The organism is Xylanibacter ruminicola Ga6B6, from assembly GCF_000687715.1.
Lineage (GTDB): Bacteria > Bacteroidota > Bacteroidia > Bacteroidales > Bacteroidaceae > Prevotella > Prevotella ruminicola_B.
Genome location: NZ_JHXD01000006.1, coordinates 128937 through 143599 on the forward strand (window position 1 = coordinate 128937; position 14663 = coordinate 143599).

The 14663-nt window shown below is 34.9% G+C and carries 16 protein-coding genes; 15 read left to right on the forward strand and 1 reads right to left on the reverse strand.

Features of this window, described 5'->3' with window-relative positions:
• Positions 1-7: 7 nt before the first annotated feature.
• The 15 genes from T500_RS15280 to T500_RS0105910 all read left to right on the forward strand — a co-directional run bounded on the left by T500_RS15280 (position 8) and on the right by T500_RS0105910 (position 13472).
• On the forward strand, positions 8-1009 hold the full coding sequence (locus tag T500_RS15280; RefSeq protein ID WP_051611902.1) for a glycosyltransferase family 92 protein: 1002 nt from the start codon (positions 8-10) through the stop codon (positions 1007-1009).
• Between the two features lie 2 nt (positions 1010-1011).
• Positions 1012-1422 carry a sugar 3,4-ketoisomerase gene (locus tag T500_RS0105845; RefSeq protein WP_028907334.1) on the forward strand — a complete coding sequence of 137 codons (411 nt, stop codon included), beginning with the start codon at positions 1012-1014 and terminating at the stop codon, positions 1420-1422.
• The gene (locus T500_RS0105850; protein WP_036908596.1) at positions 1388-1843 is read left to right on the forward strand and encodes a sugar 3,4-ketoisomerase; all 456 of its coding nucleotides are present in this window, start codon (positions 1388-1390) and stop codon (positions 1841-1843) included. The genes T500_RS0105845 and T500_RS0105850 overlap by 35 nt, the downstream gene beginning before the upstream one ends.
• Positions 1836-2939, forward strand: coding sequence for a DegT/DnrJ/EryC1/StrS family aminotransferase (locus T500_RS0105855; RefSeq protein ID WP_028907336.1), 1104 nt, complete (start codon positions 1836-1838; stop codon positions 2937-2939). The genes T500_RS0105850 and T500_RS0105855 overlap by 8 nt, the downstream gene beginning before the upstream one ends.
• The gene (locus T500_RS0105860) at positions 2932-3855 is read left to right on the forward strand and encodes a hypothetical protein (protein WP_036908597.1); all 924 of its coding nucleotides are present in this window, start codon (positions 2932-2934) and stop codon (positions 3853-3855) included. The genes T500_RS0105855 and T500_RS0105860 overlap by 8 nt, the downstream gene beginning before the upstream one ends.
• A complete protein-coding gene (locus T500_RS0105865; protein ID WP_230580860.1) occupies positions 3852-4496 on the forward strand; it encodes an acyltransferase in 645 nt (214 codons plus the stop codon). Before T500_RS0105860 ends, T500_RS0105865 begins: the two co-directional genes overlap by 4 nt.
• Positions 4497-4508: 12 nt before the next feature.
• Positions 4509-5909: an MBOAT family O-acyltransferase gene (locus tag T500_RS0105870; protein ID WP_028907339.1), complete on the forward strand. Its 1401-nt coding sequence runs from the start codon at positions 4509-4511 to the stop codon at positions 5907-5909.
• 13 nt (positions 5910-5922) lie between these two features.
• Positions 5923-6846, forward strand: coding sequence for a hypothetical protein (locus T500_RS0105875; RefSeq protein WP_028907340.1), 924 nt, complete (start codon positions 5923-5925; stop codon positions 6844-6846).
• The gene (locus T500_RS0105880; protein ID WP_028907341.1) at positions 6830-7432 is read left to right on the forward strand and encodes an acyltransferase; all 603 of its coding nucleotides are present in this window, start codon (positions 6830-6832) and stop codon (positions 7430-7432) included. Before T500_RS0105875 ends, T500_RS0105880 begins: the two co-directional genes overlap by 17 nt.
• 15 nt (positions 7433-7447) lie before the next feature.
• The gene (locus tag T500_RS0105885; RefSeq protein WP_028907342.1) at positions 7448-8554 is read left to right on the forward strand and encodes a glycoside hydrolase family 99-like domain-containing protein; all 1107 of its coding nucleotides are present in this window, start codon (positions 7448-7450) and stop codon (positions 8552-8554) included.
• A gap of 5 nt (positions 8555-8559) precedes the next feature.
• On the forward strand, positions 8560-9525 hold the full coding sequence (locus T500_RS0105890) for a hypothetical protein (protein WP_028907343.1): 966 nt from the start codon (positions 8560-8562) through the stop codon (positions 9523-9525).
• 158 nt (positions 9526-9683) lie between these two features.
• Entirely contained in the window at positions 9684-10781 is a 1098-nt protein-coding gene (locus tag T500_RS0105895) for an EpsG family protein (RefSeq protein ID WP_196243478.1), read from the forward strand.
• Positions 10782-10787: 6 nt separating this feature from the next.
• Positions 10788-11699: a glycosyltransferase family A protein gene (locus T500_RS0105900; RefSeq protein ID WP_028907345.1), complete on the forward strand. Its 912-nt coding sequence runs from the start codon at positions 10788-10790 to the stop codon at positions 11697-11699.
• Between the two features lie 132 nt (positions 11700-11831).
• Positions 11832-12719 carry a hypothetical protein gene (locus T500_RS15285; RefSeq protein WP_155267451.1) on the forward strand — a complete coding sequence of 296 codons (888 nt, stop codon included), beginning with the start codon at positions 11832-11834 and terminating at the stop codon, positions 12717-12719.
• A gap of 21 nt (positions 12720-12740) precedes the next feature.
• The gene (locus T500_RS0105910) at positions 12741-13472 is read left to right on the forward strand and encodes a WecB/TagA/CpsF family glycosyltransferase (protein WP_028907346.1); all 732 of its coding nucleotides are present in this window, start codon (positions 12741-12743) and stop codon (positions 13470-13472) included.
• An 86-nt stretch (positions 13473-13558) separates the two neighbouring features.
• Here the strand turns inward: T500_RS0105910 and T500_RS0105915 are convergent, their stop codons facing one another.
• Positions 13559-14296, reverse strand: a complete 738-nt coding sequence (locus T500_RS0105915; protein WP_155267452.1) for an SGNH/GDSL hydrolase family protein — start codon at positions 14294-14296, stop codon at positions 13559-13561.
• Positions 14297-14663 lie beyond the last annotated feature (367 nt).

The following is a 14663-nucleotide window of genomic DNA, read 5'->3' on the forward strand; positions in this document are numbered from 1 at the left end:
TCTTGTCATGATGAATGAAATAATTAAGAAAAAACTTAATTCTTTCCCAATACTTTTATTTGGGTTGCGTAAGTTATTTTCTGTTTTTATCGGCTCATTCCAATTCTTTCAGTTATCTATACTGAATATTATAATTCGTCCATTTTTACATCGGCCAAAATATAATAAAAAGTATAAGATTGCGATTTGTGGCATTTTTAAGAACGAATCTCTTTTTTTAAAAGAATGGATTGAATACCACGAGATGATAGGAATTGAGCATTTTTATCTGTACAATAATAACTCAGACGATAATTACAAGGAGATTCTTCAGCCGTATATAGATAGAGGTTTAATAACACTTGAAGAATGGCCATATGAACAAGGGCAGATAAAGGCTTATAATCATTTTTATGACAGTTTTAGAAATGAAACACAATGGGTGTCGTTTTTAGATATTGATGAGTTCTTCTGTCCTCGATATAAAGAAAACTTGTATGACTGGTTAAAATCAAAAGATAAGTATCCTGCATTGTTGGTTTATTGGCGTATGTTCGGTACTTCTGGAAAGTTACATCATGATAAAAAGCGTTTAGTTATTGAACAATATACAGTAAGTTGGGATCATCTGTATCATTGTGGGAAATGTTTGATTAATACTGATTATGAAATTTCTGAGTTTAACGCTATGACTCACCACCTTCCAATTGTGAAATTCCCAATATTATCAAAACTCATGAGAATTAATGTTCCGCCTTTTAATCAATTTGGTTGGCTTGTCAAAGATCCTTTCCACTATAGCCTATTCTATAATGAAGATAAGTATTCAATTCAGATTAATCATTATTGGACAAAAGCCTGGGAAATATATGAAAAGAAGCGCAGAATGACAGATGTCTTTTTTAAAGATAATCCTAAGTTGAATATGTCGTATTTCTATGAGCATGAATTTGAGAATCGAAGCGTTGATTATACGATATTTCGTTTTTTAATGCAGTTGAAATTGAAAAGTGGATTATATATTGAATGAATATGAGAGTAAAAGATTGTACGATTTTGGATCTTCCTAAGATAGCCGATGGACGTGGAAATCTGTCTATTATTGAGCAATTTAAACAGATTCCATTTAAAATAAAACGCTGTTATTGGATTTATGATGTTCCTGGAGGATGTGAACGTGGAGGGCATGCGTATAAGAAGAATACAGAGTTCATTGTAGCTCTTTCTGGAAGTTTTGATGTTGTTATTAACGATGGTACAAATGAGCAGACATATCATCTAAATCGATCGTATATGGGATTATTGGTCCCCAAAGGCTTATGGCGAGTAATGAATAATTTTTCAACGAATTCTTTAGCATTGATACTTTCTGATACTGAGTATGATGCAGATGATTATATAATGGATTATGAAGACTATAAAAAATGGAATAACCAAAGATAAACCCACGGTTTTTGATTGTGGATTATATACTTTGGAGAAGAATCATGAACCAGAGGGTAATCTTACGTTTGTATATAATGATATACATGTTCCCTTTGATGTTAAACGTGTGTTTTATTCGTATGATATACCTGGTGGCGAATCTCGTGGAGCTCATGCACATAAAGAGTGTCATCAGTTTCTTATTGCCGCCAGTGGTAGTTTTGAAGTAGTATTAGATGATGGAGTCAATAAACGTACTGTATTATTGAATCGTCCATTTTATGGGCTACACGTTCCACCTGGTATTTGGGCTGCAGAGCAAGGATTCTCATCAGGATCAATCTGTTTGGTATTAGCTTCCGAAGGATATTCGGAAGATGATTATATTCGCAATTATGATGATTATTTAGTTTTTTTAAAGGCGCAGAAAAATGGTTAAACTTTTGGATTTGAAAGCAATCACCGCAATGCATGGTGAAGAAATTAAGGCAGCTATAGATCGTGTGATTGACTCTGGTTGGTTCCTTCAAGGGAATGAGAATAAACAGTTTGAAGAAGATTATGCCAAATACATAGGTACAGACCATTGCATAGCTGTGGCTAATGGATTGGATGCACTCTATCTATTGATGCGAGGCTACAAAGAAATGGGCTTGATGCAGGATGGAGACGAGATTATTGTGCCAGCTAATACTTATATCGCTACAATTATTGCGATAACACGTAATAATCTTGTACCAGTGTTGGTAGAACCAACATGGGAGCATTTGGAGATTGATATTGATAAGGTAGAGGCAGCAATCACACCAAGAACAAAAGGTGTAATGATAGTGCACCTATATGGTCGTATAGCTTTTAATGATAAGTTAGGTGAGATTTGTAAAAAACATGGTTTGAAGTTGATGGAAGATTGTGCTCAAAGTCATGGCTGTGCCTGGAAAGGTATTAAAACAGGTGCTTTGGGTGATGCTGCAGCTCATAGTTTCTATCCCGGAAAGAATCTTGGTGCTTTAGGCGATGCAGGTGCTGTTACTACCAATGATCCGGATTTGGCAGAAGTAATACGTGCATTGGCAAACTATGGCAGTCAGAAAAAATATGTCTTTAAATATGTTGGTATGAATAGTCGTATGGCTGAAACTGATGCAGCAGCATTGGATGTGAAGTTGAAGTATTTGGATGAGGACAACAGGAAACGCCAGGAGTTGGCGGCTTATTACTATACGCACATCCAAAATCCTCTGATAACACTCCCCAAGCGTATTAATGATGAAAACAATGTATATCATCAATTCCCCATCTTCTGTGAGAAGCGTGATGAGTTGCAGGAATATTTGAAAGATAATGGCATACAGACATTGATTCATTATCCAATACCTCCTCATAAGCAGGAATGCTATAAGGAATGGAATAATCGTAGTTACCCAATCACAGAGAAGATTCATGCACAGGAGTTAAGTATTCCAATGAATCAGGTGGTTTCGATGGATGAGGCTGCAGAAGTCGTAAAGGTTATTAACAGTTATCATGGATAAAGAACCGATATTGTCGCTTTGTATCCCTACGAATGGTGCTGTGGAGTGGGTCCTCCCAGTTATTGAGAGCATATATTCGCAGGGATATGATACTGATAAGTTTGAAGTAGTCATTACCGACAATGGTAAGGATTCGCAGCTGCCAGCATATATCTCGAAAATGAATTACCCAAACCTTTGTTATAAACAGACTTCGGCTGAGGGTTTTCTGAATTTAGTAAGCTGCTTAAAAGAAGGAAAGGGGTTGTTCTGTAAGATGATCAATCATCGTAGCGTGATGTTGCCTGGTAGCATTGCTGATATGGTGTCATTGGTAGAAAAGTATAAGTATACTCAACCTATTGTTTATTGCGCGGATGGTAATGTAAAAAGTGATAGCGAATATATAGAATGCACAAATATAAACGATTTTGTTCGCAATTTGTCATATTGTTGTAGTTGGAGTGCAGGTATAGGCTTCTGGCATAAAGATATTCCTCAAATAACCAATGTAAAGCTTAATAAAATGTTTCCAAATGCTTCATTGCTGTTTGAAATACGCAATGATTCCCATTATGTGATTTGGAATAAGAAATATGAACATATGTGCGACGATTCAGGGAAGGGCGGATATGATTTGTTTAATACATTTGGTGTTGTCCTACTTGATATTCTTAATGATTTGCGTATTAGGACGAGAATTACCTCAGAGACTTTTGTCTCAGTTAAACGGGATTTGTATCGTTTCCTTTGTGAATTATATCTGAATGAGGTGTTGCTGCCTACTAAACATACTTTTGTAATCCATCATGTGGCTCAGAGTTTCGATGTATATTTTGGCCGCTATTATTATTGGAAAATGATTTTGGTTGGACTTTCTAAACTTCCATATATTTATATAAGGAAATGTTATTTTAAAATATTGGGGGGGAGATGAAAAAAGTAGTTAGAGGTGTATTGATGTTAATTATGTGGCTGTTTAATAAAGTGTATTCATATGATTTGAATAGACAGCTACATAGTTATTTTGATACCTTATATACTTTATGGATTAGGAATTCGCTAGGAGACTTAGGAAGGTGCTCATCAATAAGTAAACCCTGTAGTTTGCAAGGAGGGGGCTCAAAGAATATTGTAATCGGTCATCATACGTCGATTCAGAGTCATGTTATCCTTGGCTGTTGGGTTAAATATGGAGAAATACAAACGTTTACTCCTACTTTGAAAATTGGTAATTATTGTAGTATAGGTGAGTATAATCATATTACTGTTTGTAATAAAATCACCATTGGTGATGGGGTACTGACGGGACGTTATGTCTATATAGGCGACAACGCTCATGGTGGATTGTCCTGGGAGGAGGCTACAATCCCGCCTGCAAATCGTATGTTGAGATCCAAAGGAGAAGTGATGATAGGAAATAATGTCTGGATTGGTGATAAAGTGACAATATTAGGAGGTGTTTCTATTGGTGACAATGTGATCGTTGGGGCTAATAGTGTTGTAACGCAGAATGTTCCCTCAAATTGTATTGTTGCCGGAGTGCCTGCTAAGGTCGTGAGATGTTTGAACAAGTGATTTTTAGCGATTATGATTTTTAATTCATTTAATTTTGTAGTTTTCTTTCCTCTTATTTTCCTTTTGTATTATATCATTCCTGTCAGATTTGGTAAGGCAAGGAATGCTTTCTTACTTTTTGTAAGCTACTTACTTTATCTACAGTGGAAACCAATATATGCTTTATTTCTACTGGGGGTGACACTAGTTACTTACTTTTCAGCTTTGTTACTGCCTAAGGTAAGCAAGCCTTATTTATTATTGGTGGCAAGCGTATTGTTGACTATTTTTCCGTTGTTTTTCTTTAAATATTTCAATTTTGTCAATGAGAGTTTATTGGGGGTACTAGAATTGATAGGAATAAGATGGAATATAAATGGCCTTAATTGGGCAATTCCTGTAGGCATTTCTTTTTTTACATTTCAAGCATTAGGATATTTATGGGATGTTTATTACAAAAGGATAGAAGCAGAAAATGACTTTTTATCATATGCCTTGTTTATATCTTTTTTTCCATCGATATTATCAGGTCCAATTAATAAAGCATCATTAGTAATACCCCAAATTAAGAATTTGCGTACTTATTTTGATTATGAAAAAGCTGTTAAGGGGGCAAGATTTCTTCTCTGGGGTATGTTTATGAAAGTGGCAGTTGCTGATAGACTAGCCATTTTCGTTGATACAGTTTATGAGGACTATATGGCGAATACAGGTTTGACCTGTTTTGCAGCAAGTGTGTTTTATAGCCTACAAATTTATGCGGATTTCGCAGGTTATTCTTTAATGGCTATTGGTGTTGGAAAAATATTGGGTTTTGAGTTGACAGAGAATTTTCGTCGTCCTTATTTTGCTGTAAGTGTAACTGAATTTTGGCATCGCTGGCATATATCTTTATCTACCTGGTTAAAAGATTATATTTATATTCCTTTAGGAGGTAGTAGATGTTCAAAAGGCCGTAATTATTGGAATATATTTGTAACTTTTTTTGTTAGTGGAATATGGCATGGCGCCAACTGGACTTTTATTATTTGGGGATGTGTGCATGGAATTTGTCAAATTTTTGAAAAAATACTTGGGCAGCAGAAGAATAATTATGGTTTAATGGGCACGATAATAAAGATTCTATTAACCTTCTTAATCGTTAATTTTGCTTGGATTTTTTTTCGTATGCCAACAATATCTGATGCTTTGGGTATGATAATCCATATCTTCGATATATCACAGCCTATGACGGTAGACATTCCACAAAAATCTCATCTACTAGTTCTATTCATTCTTATAGCAAAAGATTTTTTAGATGAATATTATTCCAAATTAAAAAACTTGTTTGATAAAAGTATATTGATTAGATGGAGCATCTATATAATCGTTTTTGTTATTATTATGTTGCAGGGAGTGTTTGGTGCAGATCAGTTTATTTATGTTGGTTTTTAATTAAAAGAGCAGTATGAAAAAGTTCTTAATAAGAATTTGTGTGTTCTTTATAATTATCTTCCTTATAGATATCTTTATAGGGCGGGTCCTTTCATATATGGTTGCTAATGCAAAAGATGGTGACTTTAAGGCCTGTAATTATATTTGTGACGAATCATTAGATGACATTCTTGTTTTCGGTTCTTCACGTGCTGTTCGTCATTATAATCCTTCTATCATTGGTGATTCGTTAGGAATGGCATGTTTTAATTGTGGACAAGATGGCATGGGGGTTATATTAAATTATGGACGTTATCAATTGCATTGTCAAAATCATAGGCCTAAGCTAATAATTTATGATATATTACCTGCATTTGACTTGTTGAAAAACGACAACCATAAATATCTTAAGTGGTTAATGCCATATTATGATAAAAAAGGAATCCCAGATATTTTTGATTCTGTTGATTTTGCAGAGTTTTTCAAGATGCGGAGTATGATGTATCGATATAATTCTATTTATATCAATGTAATAGCTAATTATGTTCCAACAAATTGTTCTAGAAATATAGGTTATAAACCTATAGACGTATCAGTTGATACAATAATAATCAATGATCATAGAAAAGAGTCTGTTTTGACTTATGATTCTGTAAAGATAGCTTTTCTTAATAAAATGTTAGATTTGTCAAAGGAAACAGTTTTTGTGTTTGTTGTGTCACCGATTTTTTATGAATTTGATACGACTCCCTTAGAATTAGTAAAAAAGATGTGTAAAGAAAAGGGGGCGCATTATATTGACTTCTCAAACCATCCAAAATACAATCATAATGTTAGCTACTTTTCGGATGGCGTACATATGAATAAGAGAGGAGCAGATGAATTTTCTCGAGACTTAGTACGTGAATTGAAACAAAGAAAAATTTTACAAATACATAACTATGACAGAAAGGATTAAAAGAGTACTAAGAAGGATACTTAATTCTTTCTTTAGGGGCAATAACTTGCTATTTGCAATTGCTAAAGCGCAATTGAGGGATAATGCATTGAGTATAGGAAACTCTACAGACTTAAGAAATGTAAAGATCTTAATGAATGGAAAGGGCAATTCTGTCATAATAGGCGAACATTGTTCTTTGTCAGGTTTGATTATATATATGAATGGAGATAATAATCAACTAATAATAGGTGATTGTGTTAAAGTAAACGCTACAGGATTGGCTCCTACTTGTTTTAATGCTTGTGATGGCTGTACTATAAAGATTGATTCCAACTGTCTTTTCTCGAATAGTATTGAAATACATACTACTGATTATCACAAATTATACTCTGATAATGATTGCTATAATATTCCGCAAGATGTACATATCGGTAGTCATACATGGGTTGGACTTCGTACCTTGATTATGAAAGGAGTTAATTTGGCACCTAATACAGTTGTCGGTGCTAATTCTGTAGTTACGAAATCGTATGATGAAAGTAATGTTGTTCTTGCTGGTATTCCTGCAAAGATAGTTAAAAAGAATGTTGAATGGGACTTTTGAATGTTTTAAAATGTTATGCAAATAGATAATAAATTAAATGCGCGTGTAATAGCTTTTTATTTACCTCAATTTCATCCAACCCCAGAAAATGATGAGTGGTGGGGGAAAGGTTTTACAGAGTGGACATGTATTGGAAAAGCAAAACCACTTTATCGTGGTCATTATCAGCCAAGGATTCCTGCTGATTTAGGCTATTATGATTTACGAGTGCCTGAAACAAGAAATGCTCAGGCAGAGATGGCAAAAGAGGCTGGAGTTGAAGGCTTTTGTTATTGGCATTATTGGTTTGGTAATGGTAAACGGCTTTTAGAGCGACCTTTTGATGAGGTCTTAAAGAGCGGTACACCAGACTTCCCATTTATGTTGGGTTGGGCAAATCATTCTTGGTATGCAAAATTGTGGGATAAAGACACTTCAAAAGATAAGTTACTGATAGAACAAACATATCCAGGAATAGAAGATTATAAAGCACATTTCGAATACGTTTTGCAAGCTTTTCGAGATCATAGATACATAAAGGATGGAGAAAAACCCCTATTCCTGATATTTCGTCCTTTCGATTTGCCTGATGGTTTTATAGACTGCTGGCAGCAGTTGGCTAAGGAGGCTGGATTTAAAGATGGTATTTCGTTTATTGGGGTCTGCCGTTTTTTTGAAAACTCTGTTGAATTACTAGATAAAGGATACAATTATGTATGCACAGAGCGACTTGGTATATATTATGAAAGGGATTTTTCAATACCTAAAAAAATCTTCCAACATATAAAGGCAATGTTTACGAGGAAGCCATTGCAGTGCTTTGAGTATCGGGACTTTGTAAAGTCTTTGGTTGTTGAAGATGAAGATAAAAAAGTAGAGTATATACCTTCTGTTGTTCCTAATTGGGATCATTCTCCTCGCAGTGGTAAGAAGAGTCTGATTCTTCATAATTCTACTCCATTTTATTTTAAAGAATATCTGGATAGTATTTTGAACATTATAAAAGTCAAACCTTTAGAGAAACGTTTCTTGTTTATTAAATCTTGGAATGAATGGGGAGAAGGTAATTATTTGGAACCTGACCTAAGATTTGGAAGAGGTTATCTGGATGCTTTAAAAGAGAGTCTGACTCAAGAACTTTGATGTATATGATAAATATATTTTTATATCTCCACAAACTGTTTTATGGAGCAAATGAATTAAATCACTATAAAAGAAGTTGTAAGGTTAAGTGGCTTGTGTGCCTTATTTCTTTTATAACAGTAAAGGTGACCTTCTTCTACTATATGAAACTTCGTGAAAGGTTTGGATTACTTCCTGCTTTACGAGGGCAGAAGAATGATTCTATAATTGTGTCATTAACTTCTTTTCCTGCTCGGGTTAATGATGTATGGATGGTCGTTGATTCGATTTGCCGACAGAAAATGCTGCCTGCATCTATAAATTTGTATCTATGCGAAGAGGAATTCCCTCAGAAAAAAGTACCTTCTAATCTTGAAAGATATGAGAAGCTTGGACTTAAAATTATTTGGGTTGATAAAAATTTGAAACCTCATCTTAAGTATTATTATGCATTGAGGGACAATCCCCAAAAATATGTGATAACAATAGATGATGATATCTATTATAGAGATGATTTAATTTCTAGGCTTTGGGGCATGTCGCAGTTGAATCCTGGCGTAATCTGTGCAACAAGGGCAACAAAGATCCTCAATGATAAGTTAGAATTAGGAATATATAATCAGTGGGGTAGAGGCCAGAGTGAGCCTATAGGAACTTCATTTAATTACCTTGCATTAGGCACTTTCGGTGTTATATATCCACCAGGTGTATTTGAAAATTCTGGCCTGTTTAATGATGAAAGTATTGTGAGAAATTGTTTGAAGGCAGATGACCTATGGCTCAAATGTCATGAAATCCTTTGCGAGATACCTGTTGCAACGGGTAGCTTTTATACCCAGTCTATAGAAATTATGGGCAGCCAGATGGTTTCACTTCGTTCCTCTAATTGTTGTGAAACAGAGAAGGGGGGAAACGACGTGCAATGGGAAAATCTGGATTACGAATATGGGACTAATAAAAAATTGGTTGACTTAGTGAAAAAGGAAATGTAGGCAATTGAGCAGATAATTATATATTAAGAATTGTTATATTGTAAATGAGGATATATTTGCGTTACTTTCCAATTTTGTTTGCAATCTTTGCTGTTGCATCTGTTTCCCCCTTCGTTTTATGCCTTTTTTATTTCTTCTATTTCTACAAGAAATATGAGGTGTCTGAAGAAGGGTTGATAGGTGTTGTCATGCTGTCGGCTGTAGTAATTGGCGCTATTAATGCAGTTAAAGTACCAGATAATGATTTGGAGGAGTATATATATTTGTACCATTTAAGTAAGGATATGTCTTTAGGACAGTATATTTGGGTAGGGTCGACAGCTGGAGGACTTGAAAGTGTAAAAGAGCCTTTCTATCCAGTGATCGTGTGGATTCTTAATAAACTTTGTTGTGATAACGAGGCGCTATTTAAATTCCTGTTTACTGTCATCAACTATTCCTTATTGAATATTTCAGTTGTTATTGTTGGAAAAAAGAATAACATAAATCATTTGTATATTCTATTCGGTTTGTTTTTAATGACATTTATTCCTTACATATTTACGTTGTCTTTACAGATATTGAGGCAGTTTATGGCAGGGGCCATTTTTATGATGATTTTGAGTCTTAGATGCTTTTCGTCGGTTCGTATTTGGAAGTTGGGCATAGTGTCATTTCTTATGATATTAGTGCATTCTTCTAGTTTATTCTTTGTGCCATTTCTGTTTCTTAAAGGTTTTGATAAAAAATGGTCTGATGCAAAGTGGTTATATATTGGAATATTGTTGTTTTTTGTCTTAATCCAAGTGGTTTCTCTGTTTTTGGTAGGGGCATTGGGTGGGTTAGACAATTCTCTTGGTTATGCATTGGAAAGAGCTTCTCAAGATACACAATTTGAAAGTGAGGGATTGGGTATTGTTGCAGTTGCCCTTCTGCTGATTGTTATTTGCTGTTCATATCATATTTCTGTTGTTAGTGAAATAAAGGACAATCCTGGTATTCGGCGATTTTTTAATGTTCCCCTTTTCCTGTGTTTTTTTGTCCTGATAAATCTTCGACAAAAAGAGCTTGCCTTGCGCATGTTGTTCTTTTCATATCCTTTTGTTCCAATTATTGCAATGATTTACTCTAATTTGAAGAGTGTTAGGAGTGGTATTATTATGATGGTTTCAATACCGGTCTTGCTGTTCTTCCTTGTTTATATGGAATTTGGTGTTTGGACATATGAAGTCCCATTTTCAGTTTTCTTTACTCCACTTTTTTGTTATTTTATATAGTTTACTATGCAATACGCTCCAATTGTAATATTTGCTTTTAATCGACTGAATTCATTGAAAGCATGTGTAGCAGCTTTACAAACAAATATTGAAGCTTTGGACAGTGACCTCATTGTTTGGGTTGATGGCCCTCGTCGTGACAAAAATGGCGAGAAGGAAAAAGTAGAATTGGTAAGGAATTATGTTAAAACAATATCTGGATTTAGGTCTGTGACATACCATTTCTCGGAAGAAAACAAGAAGTTAGGTCCTTCGATTATAGATGGTGTTACTCAAATCGTTAATCAGTATGGAAAGGTTATTGTTGTTGAAGATGACCTTATAGCCAGTAGAAATTTTTTGGCATATATGAATTTCGGTCTTAATCGATATGAACAGAATCAAGAAGTCTGGTCAATATGCGGATTTAGTTGTAAGATGAAAGTTCCGAAAGGATATCAGGCTGACGCATATTTCTGTCCGCGTAGTTCTTCGTGGGGATGGGCAACGTGGAAAAATCGTTGGCTGTCTTGTGATTGGGAATTAAAAGATTGGGATGAAGTTGTCAAAAATGGTAAAGCATTTAATCGTTGGGGAGGAAGTGATTGTTTTGGAATGCTAAAAGGTTGGCACGAAGGCCGTAACCAATCGTGGGCTATACGTTTTTGTTATAACCAGTTTGTGAACAATGCATTATCGCTATTTCCTGTTGTAAGCAAGATTGATAATGAGGGCTTTGACGGAAGTGGTACCAATTGTAAGCAATATAGTCGCTATAAATTTGATTTTGATACAACAGACAATAAGGATTTCCTGTTGCCTGATAGTATGGATGTTAATAAGACGTTGTTAAGGCAGTTCTTATGGTATTACTCCATACCTCTTCGAGTTTATAGTAAACTGAGGTATATTATTGATGATCTCAGAATGCTATTGTAAATGTTTTTTTGATGAGTGATTGTTATGATGTATTTCTGCACTCTATACGATTCTAACTATATTAGTAAGGGGCTAGCTCTATATCTTTCAATAGCCAAATGCTCTAGTGATTTCACGATGTATGTAATGGCTATGGATCGGAAATGTCAAGAGATGTTGAATGCTCTAGCATTTGACGGTATGGTTGTAGAATGTATAGAAGAAATCAATGATCCTAAACTGGATGAAGCAAAGGGTAATCGTTCACGTGCAGAATTTTGCTGGACATGTGGTTCATATGTAACCCATTATTTCCTTGATAAATATGCATTACCGGATATTGCTTATTTAGATTCTGATCTTATGTTCTTTAATTCACCACAGGTAATTTTTGATGAGTTAAAAAGGAAAAAGGCATCAGTTGGTATTTCACCTCATTTTACAAAACATCCTTTGTTCGGAAAATATTGTGTACAATACGTATACTTCAAGAATGATAAAGATGGAAGAGCCTGTTTGCAATGGTGGAAAGATGAATGTCTGAAGTGGTGCTATTCACGTGTCGAAAATGGAAAGTATGGCGATCAGAAATATTTGGATGATTTTGCTAATCATTTTAGTCATGTTTGCGAAATAGAGAATCGAGGAACTGGTGTTGCTTATTGGAACATGTATGATTATTTGTTTGAAGGTGGTAATACATATTATAAAGATGTTAAGTGGCCTACAGTATTCTTCCATTATAGTGGAATAAAGGTTCAAGTAAAAGATGGCATATTATCGTTTTATCATACAATGTATCTTACAAGAGACATTAGAAAAACGTTTATTGAACCTTATGCAGAATTGATGAAGAATACTTTTGCTAATTATTTAAACACCCCAATAAAAGAGGTGGTTATAACACCGCTTGATAAATGGAACTATGTATTAAAGACTGTAGCTTACTGCCTAAACAAGTTTCTCCCTGTTGACTGGGCAATAGCGCAAGTTATGAAGATAAAGTATAAAGAAAGTCATAAACCATATAGTGAGAAGTGATTTGGCGGTGATAGATTTTGTATGAATACATATTTTAATATAAATTACGAGTTTGATAAGGCTGAGGTACATAGCCAAATAGAGAAAGTACAGAAAGGCTATATCTGTGTTGCAGATGGTGTGGTGCTAAATACTGCTAATAGGAATAAGGAGTATCTTGATGTTGTGAATGGTGGTATGTTTGCCATTTGTGATAGTAGTTGGGTGCCTTTGTATTTGAAATCCATTTATGGTGTGAAGTATGAGCAGTATTGCGGTTCAGAGATCTTTAAAGATATAGTATCTTCACGTAAGTATCGTATGATATTTATGGGAACACAGCAGGCAACGCTTGATGCACTTCAGAAAGAGCTGATAGTGATGAATCCTGATGTGGCAAACATGAAGTTTGTTGAATTACCGTTCAGAGATGTCGATGGTTTTGATTATCAGGAGATAGCCCAGATGATAAAGGAAGATGGTGCCAAGATTATATGGGTGGCATTAGGTGCGCCTAAACAAGAGCGTTTCATGAATAAGTTATTGCCCTATCTTGAAAGTGGTGTTATGCTTGGAGTGGGAGCTGTATTTAAATTCTATAGTGGTACAGACGAATCTCGTTGCCCCAAATGGATTCAAAAGAATCACCTTGAGTTCGTATATAGAATTATCCAGGATCCAAAGAAGCAATTAAAACGTTGCTTCTGGATAGTGGCCACACTTCCTAAGCTTTATTTAGAAGAAGTGAAAAGAAAACGTTCTCTCAAAAGTTGATTATAACTTCTCTATTTTGGAAGAGTGAATTTTCTGCTGTTTGTCGTAGTTAATGCCGACAAGCAGCAGATTTTTGTATAATTTAATTAAAGATCCAAACAAATTGTATTATAAATCTCTTCTGCTATAGCTTTCATGCCTGCATCGTTTGGATGAGATGCTACGCCGTCATGCTCAATGTAGTGAATACTTCCGTCATTTCCATAAACTGAATTACCTATCGCTTGAATGTTTTCTGGAGAGTAAAACTTATCAATGTTGATATAAGGTATATTTTCCGATTTAGCTATCTTCTTTATTATTTCTTCTTTAAAGTATGTAGGCCAAAATACTCCTGTAATGAATAATTTGGCAGAAGGATTTACAGACTTTATCCCTTCTATCAACTCTGTAAAAGCTTTCTCACATACTTCGGGCTCAATACCGTTTTTAATATTCTCCCCTAATCTGATAACAATTATTTTGAAATCTTTTGCATCTATTTTCTGAGAAAAACCAAAACCCACATAATTCAAGGAATTTAAATCTAAAACATTTAAATTAAGCTCAGTTTCCCAATTTGCAATATTTATACCATAGCAAATGTAATTTCTATCACGTTTTTTTAGCTTGCTTTCAAGTTGGTGAACAAAGTCATTATCTCGCTTGCTTGCAGCCATTCCCCATGTCCCCCACCAATAATCGCAAGTACCATGAATAGTGATACTATTACCAAAAATAAGACATTTGATAGGTTCGTTAGTGTCTTTACTTACTGGTAAATCTTGATTTCCACATGCTGTAAAAAGCAGTAATGATAAAATAAAGTAGCAAATTTGTTTCATAATCTTATAGTTTAGATAAAACGGATTATATCCGTTTGCAAAAGTAATTAGATAAAACGGAGCATGTTCCCCCACTAAAAACGGTCAAATCCGTTCAGTTCTGGAGCTGAAAAAGGCCTAAAACGGGCCTAAAAAACGGAGCATATCCGTTCAATTTGGCAATAATCGACAGAAAAACGGAGTAAATCCGTTCACCTGTAAAGCCAATTAGGCGAAAGCAAGCGGGAGCGACCTGAAAACGGAGCATGTCCGTTCACTTCCCAAAATACAAAAGCCTGATATTCAGCTCCAAGCGACTTAAAAACGGAGCAAATCCGTTCACATTTGTCACCTGCGACAAAAACGGACCATATCCGTTCACTTGTCT

Bases quoted from the DNA above. Each gene is read 5' to 3' on its own strand.
- T500_RS15280 (WP_051611902.1), top strand. From the start codon at position 8: ATGATGAATGAAATAATTAAGAAAAAACTTAATTCTTTCCCAATACTT.
- T500_RS0105845 (WP_028907334.1), top strand. From the start codon at position 1,012: ATGAGAGTAAAAGATTGTACGATTTTGGATCTTCCTAAGATAGCCGAT.
- T500_RS0105850 (WP_036908596.1), top strand. From the start codon at position 1,388: ATGAAGACTATAAAAAATGGAATAACCAAAGATAAACCCACGGTTTTT.
- T500_RS0105855 (WP_028907336.1), top strand. From the start codon at position 1,836: ATGGTTAAACTTTTGGATTTGAAAGCAATCACCGCAATGCATGGTGAA.
- T500_RS0105860 (WP_036908597.1), top strand. From the start codon at position 2,932: ATGGATAAAGAACCGATATTGTCGCTTTGTATCCCTACGAATGGTGCT.
- T500_RS0105865 (WP_230580860.1), top strand. From the start codon at position 3,852: ATGAAAAAAGTAGTTAGAGGTGTATTGATGTTAATTATGTGGCTGTTT.
- T500_RS0105870 (WP_028907339.1), top strand. From the start codon at position 4,509: ATGATTTTTAATTCATTTAATTTTGTAGTTTTCTTTCCTCTTATTTTC.
- T500_RS0105875 (WP_028907340.1), top strand. From the start codon at position 5,923: ATGAAAAAGTTCTTAATAAGAATTTGTGTGTTCTTTATAATTATCTTC.
- T500_RS0105880 (WP_028907341.1), top strand. From the start codon at position 6,830: ATGACAGAAAGGATTAAAAGAGTACTAAGAAGGATACTTAATTCTTTC.
- T500_RS0105885 (WP_028907342.1), top strand. From the start codon at position 7,448: ATGCAAATAGATAATAAATTAAATGCGCGTGTAATAGCTTTTTATTTA.
- T500_RS0105890 (WP_028907343.1), top strand. From the start codon at position 8,560: ATGATAAATATATTTTTATATCTCCACAAACTGTTTTATGGAGCAAAT.
- T500_RS0105900 (WP_028907345.1), top strand. From the start codon at position 10,788: ATGCAATACGCTCCAATTGTAATATTTGCTTTTAATCGACTGAATTCA.
- T500_RS15285 (WP_155267451.1), top strand. From the start codon at position 11,832: ATGGATCGGAAATGTCAAGAGATGTTGAATGCTCTAGCATTTGACGGT.
- T500_RS0105910 (WP_028907346.1), top strand. From the start codon at position 12,741: ATGAATACATATTTTAATATAAATTACGAGTTTGATAAGGCTGAGGTA.
- T500_RS0105915 (WP_155267452.1), bottom strand. From the start codon at position 14,296: ATGAAACAAATTTGCTACTTTATTTTATCATTACTGCTTTTTACAGCA.